This is a genomic window from Oerskovia jenensis (assembly GCF_016907235.1).
In the GTDB taxonomy this organism is placed as follows: Bacteria; Actinomycetota; Actinomycetes; order Actinomycetales; family Cellulomonadaceae; genus Oerskovia; species Oerskovia jenensis.
Map to the genome: position 1 here is coordinate 507,095 of NZ_JAFBBO010000001.1, position 18,362 is coordinate 525,456.

General features: G+C 73.0%; 16 protein-coding genes, 2 tRNA genes and 1 pseudogene. 9 read left to right on the forward strand and 10 right to left on the reverse strand.

From position 1 onward, the window contains the following. Window positions 1–123: 123 nt before the first annotated feature. The 3 genes from JOD49_RS02320 to JOD49_RS02330 form a co-directional block, all read right to left on the reverse strand. Window positions 124–2,217, reverse strand: coding sequence for a hypothetical protein (locus JOD49_RS02320; RefSeq protein WP_205305812.1), 2,094 nt, complete (start codon window positions 2,215–2,217; stop codon window positions 124–126). Between the two features lie 234 nt (window positions 2,218–2,451). Further along, window positions 2,452–3,693: an RtcB family protein gene (locus JOD49_RS02325; protein WP_205305813.1), complete on the reverse strand. Its 1,242-nt coding sequence runs from the start codon at window positions 3,691–3,693 to the stop codon at window positions 2,452–2,454. A 137-nt stretch (window positions 3,694–3,830) separates the two neighbouring features. Further along, window positions 3,831–5,048 (reverse strand): AI-2E family transporter, encoded by a 1,218-nt coding sequence (locus JOD49_RS02330; protein WP_239525488.1) that lies wholly within the window; start codon window positions 5,046–5,048, stop codon window positions 3,831–3,833. Between the two features lie 277 nt (window positions 5,049–5,325). On the opposite strand from JOD49_RS02330, the gene JOD49_RS02335 reads away from it, so the two are divergent. After that, window positions 5,326–5,410 (forward strand) — tRNA-Leu (locus tag JOD49_RS02335). Between the two features lie 92 nt (window positions 5,411–5,502). After that, window positions 5,503–5,587 (forward strand) — tRNA-Leu (locus tag JOD49_RS02340). 105 nt (window positions 5,588–5,692) lie between these two features. On the opposite strand, the gene JOD49_RS02345 is transcribed toward JOD49_RS02340, so the two are convergent. Continuing rightward, window positions 5,693–6,256: a M15 family metallopeptidase gene (locus JOD49_RS02345; RefSeq protein ID WP_205305814.1), complete on the reverse strand. Its 564-nt coding sequence runs from the start codon at window positions 6,254–6,256 to the stop codon at window positions 5,693–5,695. Window positions 6,257–6,488: 232 nt separating this feature from the next. Here JOD49_RS02345 and JOD49_RS02350 point away from each other — a divergent pair, with 232 nt between their 5' ends. After that, a complete protein-coding gene (locus JOD49_RS02350; RefSeq protein ID WP_307822321.1) occupies window positions 6,489–7,250 on the forward strand; it encodes a class E sortase in 762 nt (253 codons plus the stop codon). Next, entirely contained in the window at window positions 7,250–7,408 is a 159-nt protein-coding gene (locus JOD49_RS02355) for a hypothetical protein (RefSeq protein ID WP_191791314.1), read from the forward strand. The genes JOD49_RS02350 and JOD49_RS02355 overlap by 1 nt, the downstream gene beginning before the upstream one ends. Before the next feature lie 4 nt (window positions 7,409–7,412). Here JOD49_RS02355 and JOD49_RS02360 read toward each other — a convergent pair whose 3' ends face one another. The 6 genes from JOD49_RS02360 to JOD49_RS02385 form a co-directional block, all read right to left on the reverse strand. Continuing rightward, window positions 7,413–8,900, reverse strand: coding sequence for an LssY C-terminal domain-containing protein (locus JOD49_RS02360; protein ID WP_307822322.1), 1,488 nt, complete (start codon window positions 8,898–8,900; stop codon window positions 7,413–7,415). An 80-nt stretch (window positions 8,901–8,980) separates the two neighbouring features. Further along, window positions 8,981–9,214: a hypothetical protein gene (locus JOD49_RS02365; protein WP_205309123.1), complete on the reverse strand. Its 234-nt coding sequence runs from the start codon at window positions 9,212–9,214 to the stop codon at window positions 8,981–8,983. A gap of 53 nt (window positions 9,215–9,267) precedes the next feature. Continuing rightward, on the reverse strand, window positions 9,268–10,203 hold the full coding sequence (locus JOD49_RS02370; protein WP_205305815.1) for a DNA-3-methyladenine glycosylase family protein: 936 nt from the start codon (window positions 10,201–10,203) through the stop codon (window positions 9,268–9,270). Further along, window positions 10,200–10,850, reverse strand: a complete 651-nt coding sequence (locus JOD49_RS02375; RefSeq protein ID WP_205305816.1) for a methylated-DNA--[protein]-cysteine S-methyltransferase — start codon at window positions 10,848–10,850, stop codon at window positions 10,200–10,202. The genes JOD49_RS02370 and JOD49_RS02375 overlap by 4 nt, the downstream gene beginning before the upstream one ends. Further along, a complete protein-coding gene (locus JOD49_RS02380; protein ID WP_205305817.1) occupies window positions 10,847–11,401 on the reverse strand; it encodes an RNA polymerase sigma factor in 555 nt (184 codons plus the stop codon). The genes JOD49_RS02375 and JOD49_RS02380 overlap by 4 nt, the downstream gene beginning before the upstream one ends. Window positions 11,402–11,468: 67 nt before the next feature. After that, window positions 11,469–12,062: a methylated-DNA--[protein]-cysteine S-methyltransferase gene (locus JOD49_RS02385; RefSeq protein WP_205305818.1), complete on the reverse strand. Its 594-nt coding sequence runs from the start codon at window positions 12,060–12,062 to the stop codon at window positions 11,469–11,471. Window positions 12,063–12,196: 134 nt separating this feature from the next. Between JOD49_RS02385 and JOD49_RS02390 the strand changes: the two genes are divergently transcribed. From JOD49_RS02390 to leuS, 5 genes and pseudogenes are all read left to right on the forward strand, one after another. Beyond that, entirely contained in the window at window positions 12,197–13,006 is an 810-nt protein-coding gene (locus JOD49_RS02390; RefSeq protein ID WP_205305819.1) for a metal-dependent hydrolase, read from the forward strand. A gap of 288 nt (window positions 13,007–13,294) precedes the next feature. Next, window positions 13,295–14,266 carry a serine protein kinase RIO gene (locus JOD49_RS02395; protein ID WP_307822324.1) on the forward strand — a complete coding sequence of 324 codons (972 nt, stop codon included), beginning with the start codon at window positions 13,295–13,297 and terminating at the stop codon, window positions 14,264–14,266. Between the two features lie 27 nt (window positions 14,267–14,293). Then, window positions 14,294–15,208, forward strand: a complete 915-nt coding sequence (locus JOD49_RS02400; RefSeq protein WP_205305820.1) for a Gfo/Idh/MocA family oxidoreductase — start codon at window positions 14,294–14,296, stop codon at window positions 15,206–15,208. 9 nt (window positions 15,209–15,217) lie between these two features. Then, complete coding sequence (locus JOD49_RS02405) at window positions 15,218–15,634, forward strand: DUF6841 family protein (protein WP_205305821.1); 417 nt, start codon at window positions 15,218–15,220, stop codon at window positions 15,632–15,634. 150 nt (window positions 15,635–15,784) lie between these two features. Further along, a pseudogene (leuS, locus tag JOD49_RS02410) lies at window positions 15,785–18,351 on the forward strand (leucine--tRNA ligase). Window positions 18,352–18,362 lie beyond the last annotated feature (11 nt).

An 18,362-nucleotide genomic window follows, 5' to 3' on the forward strand; every position in this document is an offset into this window, starting at 1 on the left:
CGCGGCAGGTGCGCTCCGGCGTCGGGCGACGGACCGGTCCCACGCCTCGCGGGCGCGACGGCGAGCCGCCCCCTCCGTGGTGGGAGGGGGCGGCTGGTCGTGCGTCGCGTGGGGCTGGGTCGCTCAGCGCTCGGTGGTGCGGGTCCTGCGGCGTCCGGCCAGGACGAGCCCGGTGCCGGTCAGGACGATGAAGGCTCCGGCGAGGGCCAGGGCGCCGGCGTCGGCACCGGTCGAGGCGAGGTTCACGGCCGGTGCCGCCTGTGCCACGCCAGCGACCGGGACGGTCCGCGTCAGGCCGAGGTTGGTCGGGTCGCTCGAGGTCACCGGGGCGACGGTCGTGGCGGTGACCCCGGTGTCGAGGAAGATCGGGTCCACGGCGGCGGTCTCGACGACGGGCGCCTCGGGGTCCTCCGGCACGACCGGGTTCTCGGGCTCCGTGGGGTCCTCGGGGACCACGGGCGCCTCGGGCTCGTCGGCCAGGCTGATGCCGACCCAGTCCCACGCGGTCGAGGGCTGGTCGAGCTCGCCCAGGCCGATGAGCCAGTGCGGGAACTGGGTCGGGCTCCACTGACCGTCCTCGTCGTAGGTGCCCGCGCCGTGGTTGTTGTGGTCGTTGCCCGTGTAGAAGTGCGGGCTGCCCTGCTCGGTGCCCTGCGCCGAGCCCCAGAGCTGGAACTGCGGCAGGGACGCGACGTCCAGGCCCGCGGGGACCCGCACGAACACCTGCTGGCCGGGCGTCACCGACGTGACCGTGGCGCCGTTCGCGTCGACCAGCGTCACTCCGGCCGGCACGGCCTGGCCGTCGGCGGTGCGCAGCTCGACGTGGATGTCCCCCGTGCCGCCCACGAGCGAGGCCGTGAAGCCGTAGTCCGTGGAACCGTCGGAGTTCTTGAGGTACCCGTGCGAGACGAAGCCGGGCTGAGGCATGACCACGTTCGTGGTCAGCGCCTGCTCGATGAGCCAGGCCGCGGTCTGCATCGTCGCCATGCGGTCGCTCTGGTTGTACGCGTCGTCCCAGTTGCGTGTGCCGTCGTACTGGAAGGTCTCGTCGGGGTTCTCCGGGACCACCTGCGCGGTGAACTGGTCGAGCGCCTTCTGGCTCAGGGTCACGTGACCGGCGTCGTCGACGTCGAAGAACAGGCCCATGACGTCGTGGCCGGTCGAGAAATACCAGACCGCGAACTGGGTGGCCTCGTACGCCGTGTAGTCCGCGCGACGCGCGTTCTCGGACGCGACGTACTCCTCGGCCTGGGCCTGGGTCCACCAGCCGTTGTCGATGTACGACTGGTACTGCTCGATCGTGACGGAGTTCTGCACGACACCCGCCCGCGCGAAGAGCGCCTGCGCGTCGATCCCCCGGGCCGCCTCGTCCGCGCCGCCCTTGTAGCCGTTGACGAGCACGGTCTGCTGGGCCGACGTGTTCTCCCAGTGGATGCCCTCGGCGTCCGGGGTCACGGTCTCGTCGCCCGACCACACGTGGTACCAGTAGTTCGCGATGTCACGGTCGTAGACCATGTGGACCGTGCCGTCGGCGTCCTTGAGCGTGTGGTGCAGGATGTGCAGCTGCGGGCTCCCGTACCAGCCCTGCCAGTCACGGCCGGACGTCACGTCACCGAGCTCCATGAAGTACCAGTAGTCGCATCCGAACCCGTCCTCGCCGCCGTCCTCCCAGTGCGGGTGGTAGTCGGCGTCGGGGTAGACGGGCGTCGCCTGCAGGGCACCGAACGCCGACGCACCGGCCGGAGCGTCGGTCAGCGCCTCGGGAGGGGTCTCTGCGGTCTCTGCGGTCACGGCGTCGGCCTCGGGAGCCGTCTCCCCGGCCGGGTCCGCTGCGGGGGTCTCGGCGGGGTCCCCTGCGGGAGCCTCGGCGGGGTCAGCCTCGGGAGCCGTGCCTTCGGGGGCCGGCGTGTCGGCCGCCTCGACGGCAGGTGCGACGACGGGCACCTCGGGGGCAGGTGCCACGACCGGGTTCACCGGCGCAGCGTGCGTCGTCGCCGCAGGAACGACCGGGGCCGGAGCGGCCGGGGCCTCGGGAGTCGGCGCCTCTGCGGCGGGGGCCGCCTGCTCGCCACCGACGCTGGACGTGCCGGCGTCGGGAGCCGCGGGCGCGCCCGCCTCGGGGGCGTCCGCTCCCTCGGCCGCGAAGGCCGCTGCTCCACCGCCCAGCACGAGCGCCGCGGAGACTGCGGTGGTGGTGACGGTACGAAGAACCTTCATGATCGTCGAGCTCCTGAGGTGAGGTGGGCACCGGTCGCGCCCTGATCCCTCTACGTTCCCGCCCACCAGGGGGTCCCCGACTCACCCGTTCGGACCGACCCCCCTCATCCGAACGTCTCGCACTGTCCCCGGCCGTCCCCGGCGCCGTCCCCGGCCGCCGTCGAGAACGGGATGGAGGTCGTCTCCGCTCGGAAGACGACCTCCATCCCGTTCTCGGCACCCCGCGGCGGCCGGTCAGTCGCCCTTGACGTTGACGATCTGGCGCAGCGTGTGACGGACCTCGACGAGGTCCGCCGCGTCCTGCATGACCCGGTCGATCGACTTGTAGGCCGCCGGGATCTCGTCGATGAACGCGTCGGTGTCGCGGTACTCGATCCCGGCCATGGCCTCACGGAGCTGGTCGTGCGTGAAGGTCTTTCGCGCCTTGCTCCGCGAGTACTCGCGGCCCGCGCCGTGCGGTGCGGAGTCGAGCGCGAGCGGGTGCCCCTTGCCCACGACGACGTACGACGCCGTGCCCATGGACCCCGGGATGAGCCCCGGGTCGCCCTCACGGGCACGGATCGCGCCCTTGCGCGAGACCCACACGTCCTTGGAGAAGTGATGCTCCTGCTCGGTGAAGTTGTGGTGGCAGTTGATGCGCTCGGCCTCCTCGACCGGGGCGAGCCCCGACCAGGCGTCGAACGCGGCCACGACGCGGTCCATCATCTCCTCGCGGTTGAGCAGCGCGAAGTGCTGGGCCCACCGCAGCTCGCGGATGTACGCCCAGAACTCGTCGGTGCCCTCGACGAGGTACGCGAGATCCTTGTCCGGCAGGTCGATCCAGTACCGGTCCATGAGCTCGCGCGCGACCGCGATGTGGTGCTGCGCGATCTTGTTGCCCACGCCGCGAGACCCCGAGTGCAGGAAGAACCAGACCCGGTCCTCCTCGTCGAGGCTGACCTCGATGAAGTGGTTCCCGGACCCCAGCGACCCGAGCTGCAGGCGCCAGTTCCCGGCGTACCGCACGGGGTCGAACCCAGCCGTGTCCGCGAGCGCCTCGAGCTCGGCCACGCGTGCCTCGGCCGTCTCGGTCAGGCGCTGGTTGTAGGAGCCGGCGCTCGTGGGCACGGCCCGCTCGATCGCGAGCCGCAGGTCGCGCAGCGCGGGCCCGGTGACGTCGCCGGCCGTGTACTGGGTCCGGACCGCGACCATGCCGCAGCCGATGTCGACGCCGACCGCGGCGGGGATGATCGAGCGCAGCGTGGGGATCACGGAGCCCACGGTCGCACCCAGGCCCCGGTGGGCGTCGGGCATGAGGGCCAGGTGCGGGTAGACGAAGGGCATGGTCGACGTGCGCTCGGCCTGCTCGCGGGCGCCGTCGTCGAGGATCGAGGCCCAGCTCCACAGGGTCGCGGTCAGGCGGGTCGCCGCGTTCTTGGACGCCCGGGTGTTCGTGGTCACCGGGGTGTTCGTGGTCTCCCGGTCGTTCGTGGTCATGGCGAGAACTGTGGCAGGTGACCGGGGTCGGCGGCGAGCGATTTGCGCCGCTCGTCCGGGTGCCGTCGCGCGGGTGCTGACCGCGCGAGACGAGCGGCGCCGTCGGGCCGTCCTCCTGCCCGACGACGGCGCTCGCCTCAGGCCTCCGCCGAGACCGCCTTGTCGCTCTCCTTGCCGTTCGAGCCGCCGTTCGACGAGCGTTCCTTGCCGGACAGGGCGATCTCCTTGGCCGTGGGGATCTCCTTCTCCATGGGCGGGTCCTTGCGGCGCAGCCTGCTGAACACGGCCCATGCGACCGCGACGAGCGGCACGGACACCACGGCCCCGAGGATGCCCGCGATGAACGTCCCGGACGTGACCGCAAGCGCGACCACCACGGGGTGCAGCGAGACCTGCTTGCCCATGACCAGGGGCTGCAGGATGTGTCCCTCGAACTGGCCGATGAGGGCGATGAAGATGCCGACCAGCGCCGCGTTGACGATGCCGTTCGCCGCCAGCGCGACGACCATCGCGATGACCATCGCGGCGGGGGCACCGATGAGTGGGATGAACGCACCGATGAACACCAGGACCGCGAGCGGCGCCGCGAGCGGCACCCCGAGGACGACCAGGACGATCGCCGCGAGGATCCCGTCCGCGAGGGCGATGATGACGGTGCCGCGGGCATACCCGGAGAACGTGTACCAGCCCGCTCCCCCGGCGAACGTCCAGGTCTCCCGGGACCGGGCCGGGAGCTGGTTGAGGAACCAGGTCCACATGTCCTTGCCACGGGCCAGGAAGAAGACCGTGCAGAAGATCGCGAGGGCGAGGACCGCGAAGGCCTCGAAGACCGAGCCTGCGCTCGCCGCGGCCTGGCTCGCGATGTCGCCGCCGTGCTCGGTGATCCACGTGCGGGCGTTCTCGATCCAGGTCTCGATGTCCTGCGGGGTGATCGTCACGGGCAGCGGCCCGTTCTCCAGGAAGTCGAAGATCTTCTCGATGCCGGTGTTGAACTGCCCCGCGAGGCTCTCCCACTGGCCCGCGACCGACGTGACGACGTAGGTCAGCAGCCCGCCGAGCACCAGGAAGGCCGACAGGAGCGCGAGGCCCGTCGCGAGGCCGCGGGGCATGATCTTGGCGTACCAGTCGGTCACGGGATTGAGGACCGAGGTGATGACGAGGGCCAGGAAGACCGCGATGAAGACGATCTGCACCTGGGACGTCGCGAAGAAGACCAGGCCGACCGCCGCGACCAGCAGCAGGATCCGCCACGACCAGCCCGCGCTCGTCCGCAACCAGGCCGGCACCGAGTCGTCGACGCCCACGACCGACGGGTTGCGGCGCGCTCCCGCGACCTTCTTGGCCGCGGGGCTCAGCCCGGCCAGGTGCTTGACGGACGCCGCCGGGCGGTCGGCCCCGCCCCCTGAGCTCGACGCCGTGGCGCCGTCCGGTCCTGCGTCCTTGTCCTCAGCCACGAGCACCCCATCCGCTGTCGGTCCGACGGTGAAACCGCCCCTGACCTGCACCGACCGGTGCGACGGGTCCAGGGACGCTCCCCAGTCTGCCCCACGGGCCGGATGCACGCTCGGTGCCCGAAACGTGTTATGTTTTTCCCCGCAAGGCCCCCGGCGGGAACGCCGGGACCTGACACCTGTCCGGGTGGCGGAATGGCAGACGCGCTAGCTTGAGGTGCTAGTGCCCTTTATCGGGCGTGGGGGTTCAAGTCCCCCTCCGGACACTCGTTGAGACAGCGAACCGCGAAGCGGACCAGGGAAACCAGGTCCGCTTCGTTGTGCGAGACCCGGTGGCGACACCGGCAGCAGGACACCCGTCCGGGTGGCGGAATGGCAGACGCGCTAGCTTGAGGTGCTAGTGCCCTTTATCGGGCGTGGGGGTTCAAGTCCCCCTCCGGACACTCGTTGAGACAGCGAACGGCGAAGCGGACCAGGGAGACCAGGTCCGCTTCGTCGTTTCTGTCTGCCCGGCCGCTCGCTGCGTCGATCGCGAGCCCCTCGCGCGTTCAGGCGCGGTAGACCCAGTGCCACGGTTCGCGGGGAGTGTCCTCGACGAAGCCGAAGCGCTCGGCGTTCGCCCGCATCCAGCCCTGCGCCCGGTCGTCCAGGGCGAGGTCGACCGCGATGCCCCAGCCGTGCGGGCTGGTCCCCGGCTCGGCCGCGAGCCCGCCTTGGGAGTAGAGGCCCTTGCGCTGGGCGACGTCCACCTGCGCGTCGTACGACCGGTAGGAGTCGGTGATACCGACCTGGACCCCGTCGCGGGCAGCGGCGGCCAGGAGGGACTCGAGCGCCTGCCCGGCCGGCGCCCAGAGCCGGTGACCTGTCGTCCCGACCTCCTGCAGGGCCGTGCGCGGGATCTGGCCGTTCCCGAAGACGACGAGGTCGCCGGGGACGCCGTCGGCCGTCCGGGTCCGGCCCGTGTCCGTCGTTCCTGCGACCACGGTGCTCAGGACCTGGTCGAACCTCGCACCGGCCCCGACCACGACCGGCTCCGGTGCCGACGCACCGGCAGTGCGGAAGCTCGCCTCGAGAGCGGCCACACGCTGCGAGATCGCGGTGATGGCGTCCATGGGTGGCCCGTCCTTCCGTCGTGGGTCGCTGTCGTCGGCCGGTGCGGTCCCGGTGCGGTCCTCGGTACAGGACGCCCTGCGCGTCGACACACCTATGCACGGCGGCGCGAGCCGTGCGGTCCGTGGCGGGTGCGCACACCTCCCTGCGCCACCCGGCCCGGCCCGACCGACTAGGCTTGTGAGGTCGATCCGGCACGGGTCGCCAGGGGCTTGGTCGGGAGAAGAGGGGCTCGTGAGGCACACCAGCAACCGGAGACGGGAGCGCTCGGGCGGCGGCGTCGTCTCCACGACGTTCGGCGTGCTGGGCGAGCTGCTGATCACGCTCGGCATCATCGTCGGGCTGTTCGTGGTGTGGCAGCTGTGGTGGACCACGGTCCAGTCGAGCCAGGCGGCGTCGACCATTATGACCGAGTTCCAGGAGACGCTTCCGCCGGCTCCGGAGGTCGCCGCCGAGCTGCGCACCGACGCCCCGCCGGTCCCCGAGGCGGTCGCCGAGGGCGAGACGATCGGCGCGCTCATCGTCCCCACCTGGTACGGCAAGACCGACAACACCATGCCGATCGTCCAGGGCACCACGACCGCGCTGCTGAACAAGGCCGTCGCGGGGCACTACACCCAGACGCAGCAGGTCGGTGAGGTCGGCAACTTCGCGCTCGCCGGGCACCGGCGCACGTACGGCAACTCGTTCCGGTTCGTCAACGAGCTCGTCGAGGGTGACCAGGTCATCGTCGAGACCGCGACGACCTGGTACGTGTACGAGGTCACGAGCCACGAGATCGTCCTGCCGAGCCAGGTCGAGGTCCTCGCCCCCGTGCCCAACCAGCCGGGCGTCGAGCCGACCGAGCGGATCCTGACCCTCACGACGTGCCACTCCCCCACGCTCGGGGAGTTCGGCAACTCCCACCGGTGGATCACCTACGCGAAGTTCGTCGGCTGGATGGACCGCGCCGACGGTATGCCCGAGCAAGTCCTCAACGACCCGGGAGTGCAGTGATGTACGGGTGGATCTTCCGGCACCTGCCGGGCAACCGCTTCTGGCAGGTGCTGCAGTCGCTCGTCCTGGTGGCGGCGGTCGTGGCCGTCCTGTTCACCTGGGTCTTCCCGTGGGTCGCCGACACGTTCAACATCAACGGCGACCCGAACTTCGACTGAGCGGCTACGACGAGGCGCGACGAGCGGCGCGTCGCCGAGCGTGCCGGAGCCGACGCTCGGCACGCTCGTCCCGCGCGTACGCCGCGGCGTCGCGGCTGGACAGCGTGAGCAGGACCAGGATGTCGAGCGCCACGGTGAGCAGGGTCGTGCGGAACGTGATCTGGTTCCCGGACACGGCCCACCCCACGAACGACGACGTCGTGCTGATCGCGGCGAGCACCATGACGAGGTCCCGCGCCCAGTTGCGGCCCCTGAGGACGCGCCAGGCCAGGAAGAGCTGGAAGAGCGCGACGAGCGAGAGCAGCACCACGACGAGGACCAGCAGCGGACCCGACGCCTCGTCGATGTCGGCCTGGGTCACACCGTCGCCCAGGAAGAGAGAGCGCAGCGTCTGGTCCCAGTGCAGCGCGAGGTTCGCGAGCCAGACCAGGTCGGCCACGACGCCCAGCACGACGAGCAGCGCCCCGACCGTGGTGGCCGCGGGCCGGTGCACCGGCCGCGTCGCGGTCCCGGTGTCGTCCGGTACGGCAGCGCTCGACGCGGGGACCGCGACACCTCGGACGTCCGCGATCGGGAGGTCGCCGTCGGTCCGGATCGCGTCACCTCCGCCGTTGCGCGCGTGGTAGCCCGTCGAGAAGTCCTCGATGACCTCGACCTCGACGCCGACGTCCGCCCGGCGCAGGGTGGCCACGACGTGGTCACGCTCCTCGTCGGTGTCGGCCTCGATCTTGTGAGTGACCTGGAGCGTGAACAGGGAGATGCCCACCGACCGGTCGTAGGTCCCGGCCGCGAGCCAGTCGACGCGGCGCCCGCCCGGCAGCGGCCAGCCCGGCGGGCAGCGCCAGAACCGGATGTGGTGGCGACGTGACGGGTTGCCCTCGACCTCCTGCTGGTACGCGAAGTCCTGCTGGCGCCCGAACAGGAACAGCGGGCTCACGGGCGCCTGGTCGTAGCTGCGGCGCCCGAGCGTCGCGGCGACGATGCGTCCGCTCGAGGCGAGCGTGACGTCGTCGGCGAGCGTCCATCCGGCGGCCGCCATCGCGGCGCGGACCTGTTCCTCCTCGCCCAGCAGCGCGAGGTTGACGGGGTCGCCCAGCAGTCCGTTCGCGGTGCGCGTGCGGCCGATGAAGTACTCGGGCACGTAGAGCGTCGTGAGGATGCGGTGCAGGCGCGGCAGCGCGAGATAGGCGATGACGAGCCACACCGCGACGACGTAGAGGATCGCGAACCAGCCGAGGTGGATCGACTCGCTCAGCACGAGCCACGCGAGCCACACGGCCGCGAGACCCGCGAAGACGAAGAAGAACCCGTCGCCCAGCTCGACGAGCCGGCGGCTCAGGCCGCCCCGCCGGGTCGGCTCGGCAGACGGGCCGGCAGACGGGCCGGCAGACAGGCCGGCTGGCGCGGCGACGGTCTCGGCGGGCCCGCCCGCGGGCACGTCGACGCGCGCAGCGGTGCTGCGGGCGGCGTCGGGCGCGCTCTCGCGGGTCACGCTCCCACCCTAGGTCGCGCGGCGGGTTCAGGCCGGGCGAGGGCCCGGGCCGTCGCCCGGGCGACGCACGCCCCAGCGCGTCAGACCGAGCAGTCGCAGACCGGGTTGAACTGGACGACCTCGTCGCCGAGCTCGGGGTGGGCCCACGCCTGCGCCTCGGCGAGCGAGGCGAAGCGGCGTCCGGCGAGGCGCCCGTTGGCGAACAGGACCCCTGCCTCGATCTGTTCGCGGACGTCGTCGGGGTCCCCCACCCCGACCGCACCGGTGGACCCCGCTGTGCGGGTGGTCGTGGTCGTGGTCGTCGACATGCTCATGTCCTGCCTCTCGGTCGGTGGTCCTCTTCCAGTATGGCTCGGGGCCGGGCGGGTCAGTAGGCCGTGTGCGTCCAGAGGTGGAACAGCGCGTAGGCCCGCACGGGCGACCAGACCTCGGACGCGCGCGCCGCGGCGCGGGCGTCGATCCCGCCCAGGGCCTTGCGCAGCACGAGGTCCCCGGGCACGAACCCGTCCCGGTCCCCCAGCACCTTGACCGACAGGTAGTCGACGGTCCAGGGCCCGATCCCCGGCAGGGCCAGCAGCCGGGCGCGCGTGTCCGCGAGCGTCGCCGGGTCGCCTGCCGTGCCCGGCCCGAGCGTCAGCCCGTCCGCGCAGGCCGTGGCGAGCGCGAGCAGCGTCCGGGTCCGGGCGCCCGTGATCCCGACGGCGGACTGCAGCTCCGCGGCCTGCGCGCCGGCGAGCGTGTCCGGGTCGGGGAAGAGCCGCAGGCCGTCCGAACCGGCGACGTCCGCGTCGCGCCCGTACGCGGCCGCGAGCCGTCCCGCGAAGGTCCGGCACGCGGCGAGCGAGACCTGCTGACCCAGGACCGTCGTGACCGCGGCCTCGAACCCGGAGGGGTGCCCGACGACGCGCAGACCGGGACGTGCGGCGAGCAGGGGCGCGAGCACGGGGTCGGCGCCGAGGACGGTGTGCACGGTCGCGAGGTCGGCGTCGGCGTCGAACCAACGAGCGACCACGGCACAGACCTCGTCGGCGTCCGGCCCGCTCCCCCGGACCTCGATCTCCTCGGGCGTCAGCCGCACGGTCACTGCCGCCGTGCCCGAGCGCGTCTCGACGAGCCGCGTCACCTCGCCGTGCGCGGCGTCGGAGCGGTCGACCCGGTCGACGCCGGGCACGGCGTGCGCGACGAGCGTCGCGAGCGCCGAGGCCGCGTCGAAGGGCTGGGCCACGGCCACGCGCCGCGTCCAGGCCACCGCCTCGGGCGCGCCGGCTCCCGGGAGGGTCGCGGCGCCGTCGGGCAGCGTCATGCCGCGTGCTCCAGGGCGAGCAGGAGGCGCTTGGCCTCCGGGCCGCCCGCGTAGCTGCCGCTCGTGCCGTCCGAGCGCACGACGCGGTGGCACGGCACGACGAGCGGCAGCGGGTTCTTGGCGCACGCGGTCCCCACGGCCCGCACGGCGCGCGGGCTGCCCGCGGCGACCGCGACCTGGGCGTAGGACGCGGTGCGGCCGTACCCGATGTCGCGCAGGTGGGTCAGCACCTCGCGCCGGAACGGGCCGGAGGCCATGGTCAGGTCGAGCGGCAGGTCGAACGCGCGGCGCTCGCCCGCGAAGTACTCGTCGATCTCGGTCGCGAGCCGATCGAGGCGCCCCGGGGAGCGCAGGACACGGGGGCTCACGGTGCGGGCGATGCGGTCGAGCACGGCGTCGTGCCCCTCGACGTCGAACGCGATGCGCACGACGCCCACGTCGGTCGCGGCGAGCAGCAGCGTGCCCACGGGGGTGTCGAGCGTGCGGTAGGCGACGTCGAGCAGGCCCGACGACGCAGCGCCCGCCGCGAGGCGCTCGTGCAGCCGCGAGAGCGTGGCCCGGGAGTCGTCGGCGGGCGCGGCGCCGCGGTCGAGCGCGGTCCCGAGGGCCGCGAGGAAGGCGACGTCGTCGGACGAGGTGTCACTCATGAGGCACTTCCCTTCGAGGGAGGAGTGGGCGAGGGGGCCGCCGACCGGGCAGAAGACGAGGAGCGGGCGGGTGGGTACGTCCGCCGCAGCGCCGCCATGCCGTCGGACGCGGCGCGGCGCGCGGCCTCGGCGCTGCCACCGAGGATCGCTGCCACCTCCAGGTAGGGCAGGCCCGCGACGTGGTGGTAGGCCACGGCCTGGCGCTGCTTGGGCGGCAGGGCCGCGAGCGCCCGCCACAGGTCGTCGTCGCTCTGGTCGATGCGCCGTTCGGGAAGCCCGTCGCGGCTGGGCCGGTGGGTGATCTCGGCGACGTCGGGCACCGCGATCGGGGCCCGGGCGCGCACGCGGGTCACGTCGATCGCCTTGCGGTGCGCGATCGTCACGAGCCACGCCTCGACGTTGGCCCCCTCGTCGAGGCGCGGGTACGCCACGAGGGCCGACAGGAACGTCTCGGACCAGGCGTCCTCGGCGTCGACGGGACCGAGGACCGCGCGGCACACCCGCAGGACCGTGGCACCGTGCTCGGCGACGACGCGTTCGAAGGGCTTCACGTCGGGTAGACGCCGCCGGGGCGCAGAACGTGAGGTGCCGGGCGACGGCACGGCACGGCGGTGACCATCAGAAGAGCCTGGTCGCGCGCGTCTCGTCGGACTCCTCGAGGGCCAGCAGGAACCGCTTGCGCTCGAGCCCGCCCGCGTACCCCGTGAGGGACCCGTCGGCGCCGACCACGCGGTGGCACGGCACGACGATGCTCAGCGGGTTCTGGCCGTTGGCCGCCCCGACCGCGCGCGCCAGGTTCCGGTCGCCGAGCGCGAGCGCGAGGTCGCCGTAGGACCGCGTCTCGCCGTACGGGATCTGGGCGAGCAACGCCCAGACCTTCTTCTGGAAGCCGTCCCCGACCGGCGCGAGGTCGAGGTCGAAGTCGCGCCGCGTCCCCGCGAAGTACTCCCCGACCTGGACGCGGACCTCCTCGAACGCGTCGTCGTCCCGCTCGCCGAAGGTCTCGCCCGTGGGGCGTCGCCGGTGGGCGTCGAAGTACAGCGCGCGCAGCCCGTCGCTCGTGCCGACCGCCGTGAGATCGCCCACGGGCGAGGCGATCAGCGCGTGGCGCACGGTGCGCGGCGGGGCCGGCAGGTCCTGCCGATCGGGGGGCTCGAGCACGGTGACGTCTCCCGTCCTGGTCGTGCGCTGCGTGTCGTCGATGTGTCCCATGCACTGTAGACGCCAGGGTCCGACAAGACGTGAGGTCCGGTGTCGGTCCCTCGCGGGTAGGGTGTGCTGTCGCGTCGGACAGACCGCGCGAACCACACTTGCTGGACGAACACGACCGACGGGACGAACACATCATGATGGGTGGCCACCACGCCGCCTGCGGCGCGGCCGCATGGGTGGCGGTCACCTCGACCGCCCCGTACACGCTCGGCATCTACCCCGTCTCGGACGTGGGCGTCATCACGGGCGCGATCGTGTGCGCGGGCGCGGCCCTGCTGCCCGACGCCGACCACCACTCGGGCACGATCGCGCACTCGCTGCCCCCCGTCTCGGAAGGCGTCGCGAACCTCGTCGAGACCATCTCCGGCGGGCACCGGCGCGGGACGCACTCGATCCTGGGGATCGCAGTCTTCACCGCGCTAGCGTGGCTCGCGGGACTCGTGACGTACGAGTCGGACACGTTCGGGACCATCGCGGTCGGGGCCGGCGTCGTCGCGATCCTGCTCGTCGCGTTCGCGCTCAAGGCCCTCAAGCTCACGCGCGGGGGCAAGCTCGGACCGTGGATCGGGTCGATCACGATCGCGATCCTCATCGCTCTCCTGGCCCCCGAGGAGTGGAACTGGCTCCCCGTGGCGGTCGGGCTCGGTGTCACGGTCCACATCATCGGCGACGTCATGACCACGGGCGGGTGCCCGCTGCTGTGGCCCATCACGTTCAAGGCGCCGCGCTGGGTGCGCAGGACCAACGTGCTCAACGACATCTGGCGCCCCGGCGGCAACTTCGCGCTGCCCGTCCTGGGCAACGCCGGCTCGGTGCGCGAGTGGCTGTTCCTGATCCCCGTCACCGCGTACGCCGTCGCGGGCGTGGTGTGGTCGCTGCTGACCCAGATGGGCCTCGACACGAGCGGCACGTACACGCTGCTCGTGTCCTCGTTCGGAGGCTGACGGGCAGATCCGACGTTCGTGTCAGAACCAGCGTGGACCGGGGTGCTCGCTCGTTCTGACACGCCCGGGCGGGTCTGCTTGAGAGTCGGATATTCCGTTGCCCACCCCCGCCGCCAGGTGCGAGGGTGGGCACGTCCGCCGGAGAAGGTCCGGCACGAGCGCGCGGCCAGGGGCCGCGAGAAGGAGAGGTGTCGTGATGACCGTCGTCGTCGTTCCCCACGCCTCCACCTTCCCGAGGAGCCCCGGCCGCTGACGCCGGCTCCTCACCTCACCCGAGGAGCCCCACCCGTGCACGAGCACATCGACCTTCCCGCACTCCCCCGCTCCACCCCCGCGTCCGGCACGTTCGACGCCGAGGCTCTCGCCGCCTTCCACGACGGCTCGCCCGACCGCGCCCTGGGACGCACCTCCTTCCCGGGCGATGCCGTCGAGGACGACGACCCCGGGCTCGACCCCGACCAGCGCTGGTCCACGTGGTCGAGCGTCGAGAAGGGCATGCGCGGACCCGAGCCCCGACCCGGCTGGGTCGTGACCGCCGACGCCGCGATCGACACCGACCTCGGCGTCCTCAAGACGGGCAAGGAGGCCGACGTCTTCCTGCTCGAACGCGCCGTGCCCGACGACCCCGACCAGTTCTCGCTGCTCGCCGCCAAGCGCTACCGCAGCTCCCAGCACCGCGCGTTCCACCGTGACTCGGCGTACGTCGAGGGTCGCCAGGTGCGGCGCTCGCGCGACCGGCGCGCGATCGAGCGCAAGTCCTCGTACGGGCGCGAGGCCGCGGCCGCGCAGTGGGCCAACGCCGAGTTCGCGGCGCTGACGATGCTGTGGTCCGCCGGGGCCCCGGTCCCGTACCCGGTCCAGATCGACGGGACCGAGATCCTCATGGAGTTCGTCGGGGAGCACGCGAGCAGCGGCGAGGTCGACGGGTCGCCCGCGAGCCGCGTCGCGGCCCCACGCCTGGCCCGCGTCCGACCCGACGCCGGCACGGTCGAGGCGTACTGGGACCAGCTCCGGCACGCGATGGGGATCCTCGCCGCGCACGGGTACGCGCACGGCGACCTGTCGCCCTACAACGTGCTGGCCCAGGGTGGGCGCATCGTGATCATCGACCTGCCGCAGGTGCTCGACCTCGTCGCGAACCCGCACGGCACCGACCTGCTGATGCGCGACTGCCGGACCATGTGCGCGTGGTTCCGCTCCCGGGGGCTCGACGTCGACGAGGGCGAGCTGTTCGCCGAGCTCATCGCGCAGGCGTGGTGAGGTCGTGCGGTCCGGCAGAATGACCGGATGACCCGGACCGTCCGCCTCGCGCTCGTGGGGCTCGACTCCTCGCACGCCGACCAGTACGTGCGCCTGCTGAACGTCGAGCAGCGCTTCCCGGGCGTGCGGGTCACGGTCCTCGCGGACGGCGACCCGGGGCGCGTCGCGGAGCTCGCCGCCCGGAGCGCGGCGGCGGGCGTCCCGGTCCGGGCGGGTGGGCCCGACGACGTCGCGTCCGTCGACGCGGTCGTCGTCGCCCACCGCGCTGGCCGCCTCCACCACGCGGCAGCCCTGCCCTTCGTGCGGGCCGGGCTGCCCGTGCTGGTCGACAAGCCGTTCACCGCAGCGGTCGCCGACGCCGAGGACCTCGTGACCGCGGCCCGCGCGAGCGGGTCCGTGCTGACCTCGTGCTCGGCGCTGCGCTTCGTGCCCGACGTCGCACCGCTGCGGGCCACGGCCCTCGCGCACGGCCGGATCACGACGCTGACCCTGTCCGGGCCCGCCGACCCGGGCTCGCCCCACGACGGCCTGCACTTCCTCGGCATCCACCTGGTCGAGGCGGCCCGCTCGCTCCTCGGAGGCGACGCCGACCTCACGTGGGGGGAACCCGCCGTCGGGCCTGAGAACGACGCCGTGACAGCGACCGTGACCGCGACGACGGGCGGACGCGACGTCGTCGTGCGGCTGCGCCTCGTGGACCCCGCCCAGCACCCCACCCACCCCTTCCACGCAGCCCTGACCACCACGGGCGGGACCGTCGACGGGACGCTCGACGTCGGTCCGGACTACCTCGAGCCCGTGCTGGCGCACTTCCTCGACCAGGTCGCCGGGACGCTCGCCGCCGACACGCGCGCCCAGCTCGTGGGGCCGGTCGCGCTCCTGGCCGCGGTCCAGGCGGCAGTCCAGGCTCCATCTCGTGCAGGGTCGGCGCGCTCGGCCTAGCGTGAACGGATGACGACCCCCGGCACCGACGCGACCGCCTACGACCACGACGACGTCCAGACGTTCCTCAACTCGTACGGCGTGGCGCTCGCCGCGGGCGACCTCGACACGATCGCCGAGACGTACGCCTTCCCTGCGCTCGTGGTGACCGACGAGACCTCGCTGCTCATCAGCGACCCCGACGTCGTGCGCGAGTCCTTCCGGGGCGCGGCCGAGACGTACCGCGAGCGCGGGCTCGTCGGGGCCGTCGCGCAGATCCGGTCGCTCGGGACCACGAGCGCGGGCCTCGTGTGGGCCGACGTGCGCTGGAGCTACCGCGACGAGTGGGCGGGCGAGGCCGACACCGAGAGCTTCCGCTACCTGCTGCGGCGCGGGCGCGACACGTTCCAGATCTGCGTCGTGGTGCCCGTCGACCCGTTGGCGTGAGACGGGGCGGCTGCTAGGCTCCCCGCCATGCGTTCCTCGCTCCTGCTTACACCGCCGCGCTGACAAGGCACGATCAGCGCGGCAGCCCCTCGTACCCCGAGGGGTTTTTTTGTGCCCACGCACAGGACGGAGCACCGCCGAGGAGACGCCATGACGCAGGAGCAGGACACCACCGGGACGACAGCGCCCGCCCCGCCGACCACTGCGGGCCGGGCCCGGCACGCCGAGGTCGAGGAGCACTGGCAGGAGGTCTGGGAGACGCTCGGGGTCTTCCGCGCCCGCGACGACGGCTCCGGCGAACGTCGCTACCTGCTGACGATGTTCCCGTACCCGTCGGGCGACCTGCACATGGGGCACGCCGAGGTCTTCGCGCTCGAGGACGTCGTCGCGCGCTACTGGCGCCAGCTCGGCCACGACGTCCTGAACCCCATCGGGTGGGACTCGTTCGGGCTGCCCGCCGAGAACGCCGCGATCCGCCGGGACGAGCACCCCGAGGTCTTCACCGAGACCAACATCGCGACCCAGGCCCGCTCGATCCGGCGCTACGGGGTGTCGTTCGACTGGTCGCGCCGCCTGCAGACCTCGGACCCCGCGTTCATGCGGTGGCCGCAGTGGCTGTTCGTGCGCCTGGTCGAGCGTGGGCTGGCGTACCGCGCCACTGCCCCCGTCAACTGGTGCCCGCAGGACGGGACCGTGCTCGCGCACGAGCAGGTCGTCGGTGGGGTGTGCGAACGGTGCGGCACACCGGTCGTCCGGCGCGACCTGACCCAGTGGTTCCTGCGCATCACCGACTACGCCGACCGGCTCGTCGACGACATGGACGCGCTCGAAGGGCACTGGCCCCAGAAGGTCCTGGCCATGCAACGCCACTGGATCGGCCGCAGCGCGGGGGCGCAGGTCGACTTCGCGGTCGTCGACGGGGCGGACGCCCGCGGATCCCGGACGCCGCCGCGTGGGGGCCCGCGCACCGTGTCGGCGTTCACCACGCGGCCCGAGACCCTGTTCGGCGTGACGTTCCTGGCCGTGGCGCCCGACGCCGACGTCGCCCGCGAGCTCTGCGCCCCCGAGCACGCCGAGGCGCTCGAGGCGTACCGCGCCGCGAGCCTGACCCTGAGCGACATCGACCGCCAGGCCACCTCACGAGAGAAGACCGGCGTCTTCCTGGGGGCCTGGGTCGAGCACCCGGCGACAGGCGAACCGCTGCCCGTGTGGGCCGCCGACCACGTGCTGCCCGGGTACGCGTCGGGGATCGTCATGGGGGTCCCCGCGCACGACGAGCGCGACCAGGCGTTCGCCGACCGCCATGGCCTGGCCGTGCGCCCGGTCCTGACCACCGCGCCGGGCGACGGGACCTCGCCGGCGCGCGACGTCGTCGTGCACTCGGACGGAGGTGGGCTGACGCTCGACGGCCTGTCCCCCGCCGAGGCCGCCGCGCGCGCCACGACGTGGCTGTCGGCCCAGGGGCGCGGCGGGCCGCAGGTCGTGCACCGCCTGCGCGACTGGCTGGTCTCGCGCCAGCGCTTCTGGGGAGCCCCCGTCCCGATCGTGCACTGCGCCGCGTGCGGGGAGGTCCCCGTGCCCGACGACGAGCTGCCCGTCCGTCTGCCCGACCTGCGGGGCGAGGCCCTCGCCCCCCGCGGGGTCTCGCCCCTGGCCGGTGCCGAGGACTGGGTACGGACCACCTGCCCGCGCTGCGGGCGCGAGGCCCGACGGGACACCGACACGCTCGACACGTTCGTCGACTCGTCCTGGTACTTCCTGCGCTACTGCTCCCCGGGACACACCGACGGGCCGTTCGACCCCGAGGCCGTGCGTCGATGGATGCCCGTGGCGCAGTACGTCGGGGGCGTCGAGCACGCCGTCCTGCACCTGCTCTACAGCCGCTTCGTGACCAAGGTGCTGCACGACATGGGCCTGGTCGACGTCGTCGAACCGTTCGCACCCTGCTCAACCAGGGGCAGGTGATCAACCAGGGCCGGGCCATGAGCAAGTCGCTCGGCAACGGCGTGGACCTCGGGGCCCAGCTCGACGCGTACGGGGTCGACGCGGTGCGGCTCACGATGGTCTTCGCCGGGCCGCCCGAGGACGACGTCGACTGGGCGGACCTGTCCCCCGGGAGCATGCAGCGGTTCCTGGGCCGGGTGCTGCGCGTGGCCCAGGACGTGACGAGCCCGGCCGTCGCCCACGCATGGTCGACGGCCAGCCCCGCGGCGGCGAGCGGCCACGCCGCACTGCGCCGGGTGACGCACCGGACCGTCCACGACGTCACCGGGTTGCTCGACACGTCCCGGTTCAACGTGGCGGTGGCGCGCGTCATGGAGCTCACGAACGCGGCACGGCGGGCGATCGACACCGGGCCTGGGCCCGCCGACCCCGCCGTGCGGGAGGCCGCCGAGTCCCTCGCGATCCTGCTGAGCCTGTTCGCCCCGTACACGGCCGAGGAGATGTGGGCCGCGCTCGGGCACGACCCCTCGGTCGCGGTGGCCGGATGGCCGCGGGTCGACCCCGCCCTGCGGGCAGAGTCGACGGTCGAGGCCGTGGTGCAGGTCGACGGCCGCGTGCGGGACCGGGTCACGGTGGACACGTCGGTCGGCGAGGACGAGCTCCGGGAGACCGCGCTGGCGCGCGAGGCGGTCCGGCGCGCCGTCGCCGGGCGCCCGGTGGTCCGGGTGGTCGTGCGGGCACCGCGGGTGGTCAACGTCGTCACCCGGACGTGAGGCGGTCGGGG

Excerpts from the sequence above, each read along its gene's own strand:
- JOD49_RS02320 (WP_205305812.1), bottom strand. The coding sequence starts at position 2,217 with ATGAAGGTTCTTCGTACCGTCACCACCACCGCAGTCTCCGCGGCGCTC.
- JOD49_RS02325 (WP_205305813.1), bottom strand. The coding sequence starts at position 3,693 with ATGACCACGAACGACCGGGAGACCACGAACACCCCGGTGACCACGAAC.
- JOD49_RS02345 (WP_205305814.1), bottom strand. The coding sequence starts at position 6,256 with ATGGACGCCATCACCGCGATCTCGCAGCGTGTGGCCGCTCTCGAGGCG.
- JOD49_RS02355 (WP_191791314.1), top strand. The coding sequence starts at position 7,250 with ATGTACGGGTGGATCTTCCGGCACCTGCCGGGCAACCGCTTCTGGCAG.
- JOD49_RS02365 (WP_205309123.1), bottom strand. The coding sequence starts at position 9,214 with ATGAGCATGTCGACGACCACGACCACGACCACCCGCACAGCGGGGTCC.
- JOD49_RS02370 (WP_205305815.1), bottom strand. The coding sequence starts at position 10,203 with ATGACGCTGCCCGACGGCGCCGCGACCCTCCCGGGAGCCGGCGCGCCC.
- JOD49_RS02375 (WP_205305816.1), bottom strand. The coding sequence starts at position 10,850 with ATGAGTGACACCTCGTCCGACGACGTCGCCTTCCTCGCGGCCCTCGGG.
- JOD49_RS02385 (WP_205305818.1), bottom strand. The coding sequence starts at position 12,062 with ATGGGACACATCGACGACACGCAGCGCACGACCAGGACGGGAGACGTC.
- JOD49_RS02390 (WP_205305819.1), top strand. The coding sequence starts at position 12,197 with ATGATGGGTGGCCACCACGCCGCCTGCGGCGCGGCCGCATGGGTGGCG.
- JOD49_RS02400 (WP_205305820.1), top strand. The coding sequence starts at position 14,294 with ATGACCCGGACCGTCCGCCTCGCGCTCGTGGGGCTCGACTCCTCGCAC.
- JOD49_RS02405 (WP_205305821.1), top strand. The coding sequence starts at position 15,218 with ATGACGACCCCCGGCACCGACGCGACCGCCTACGACCACGACGACGTC.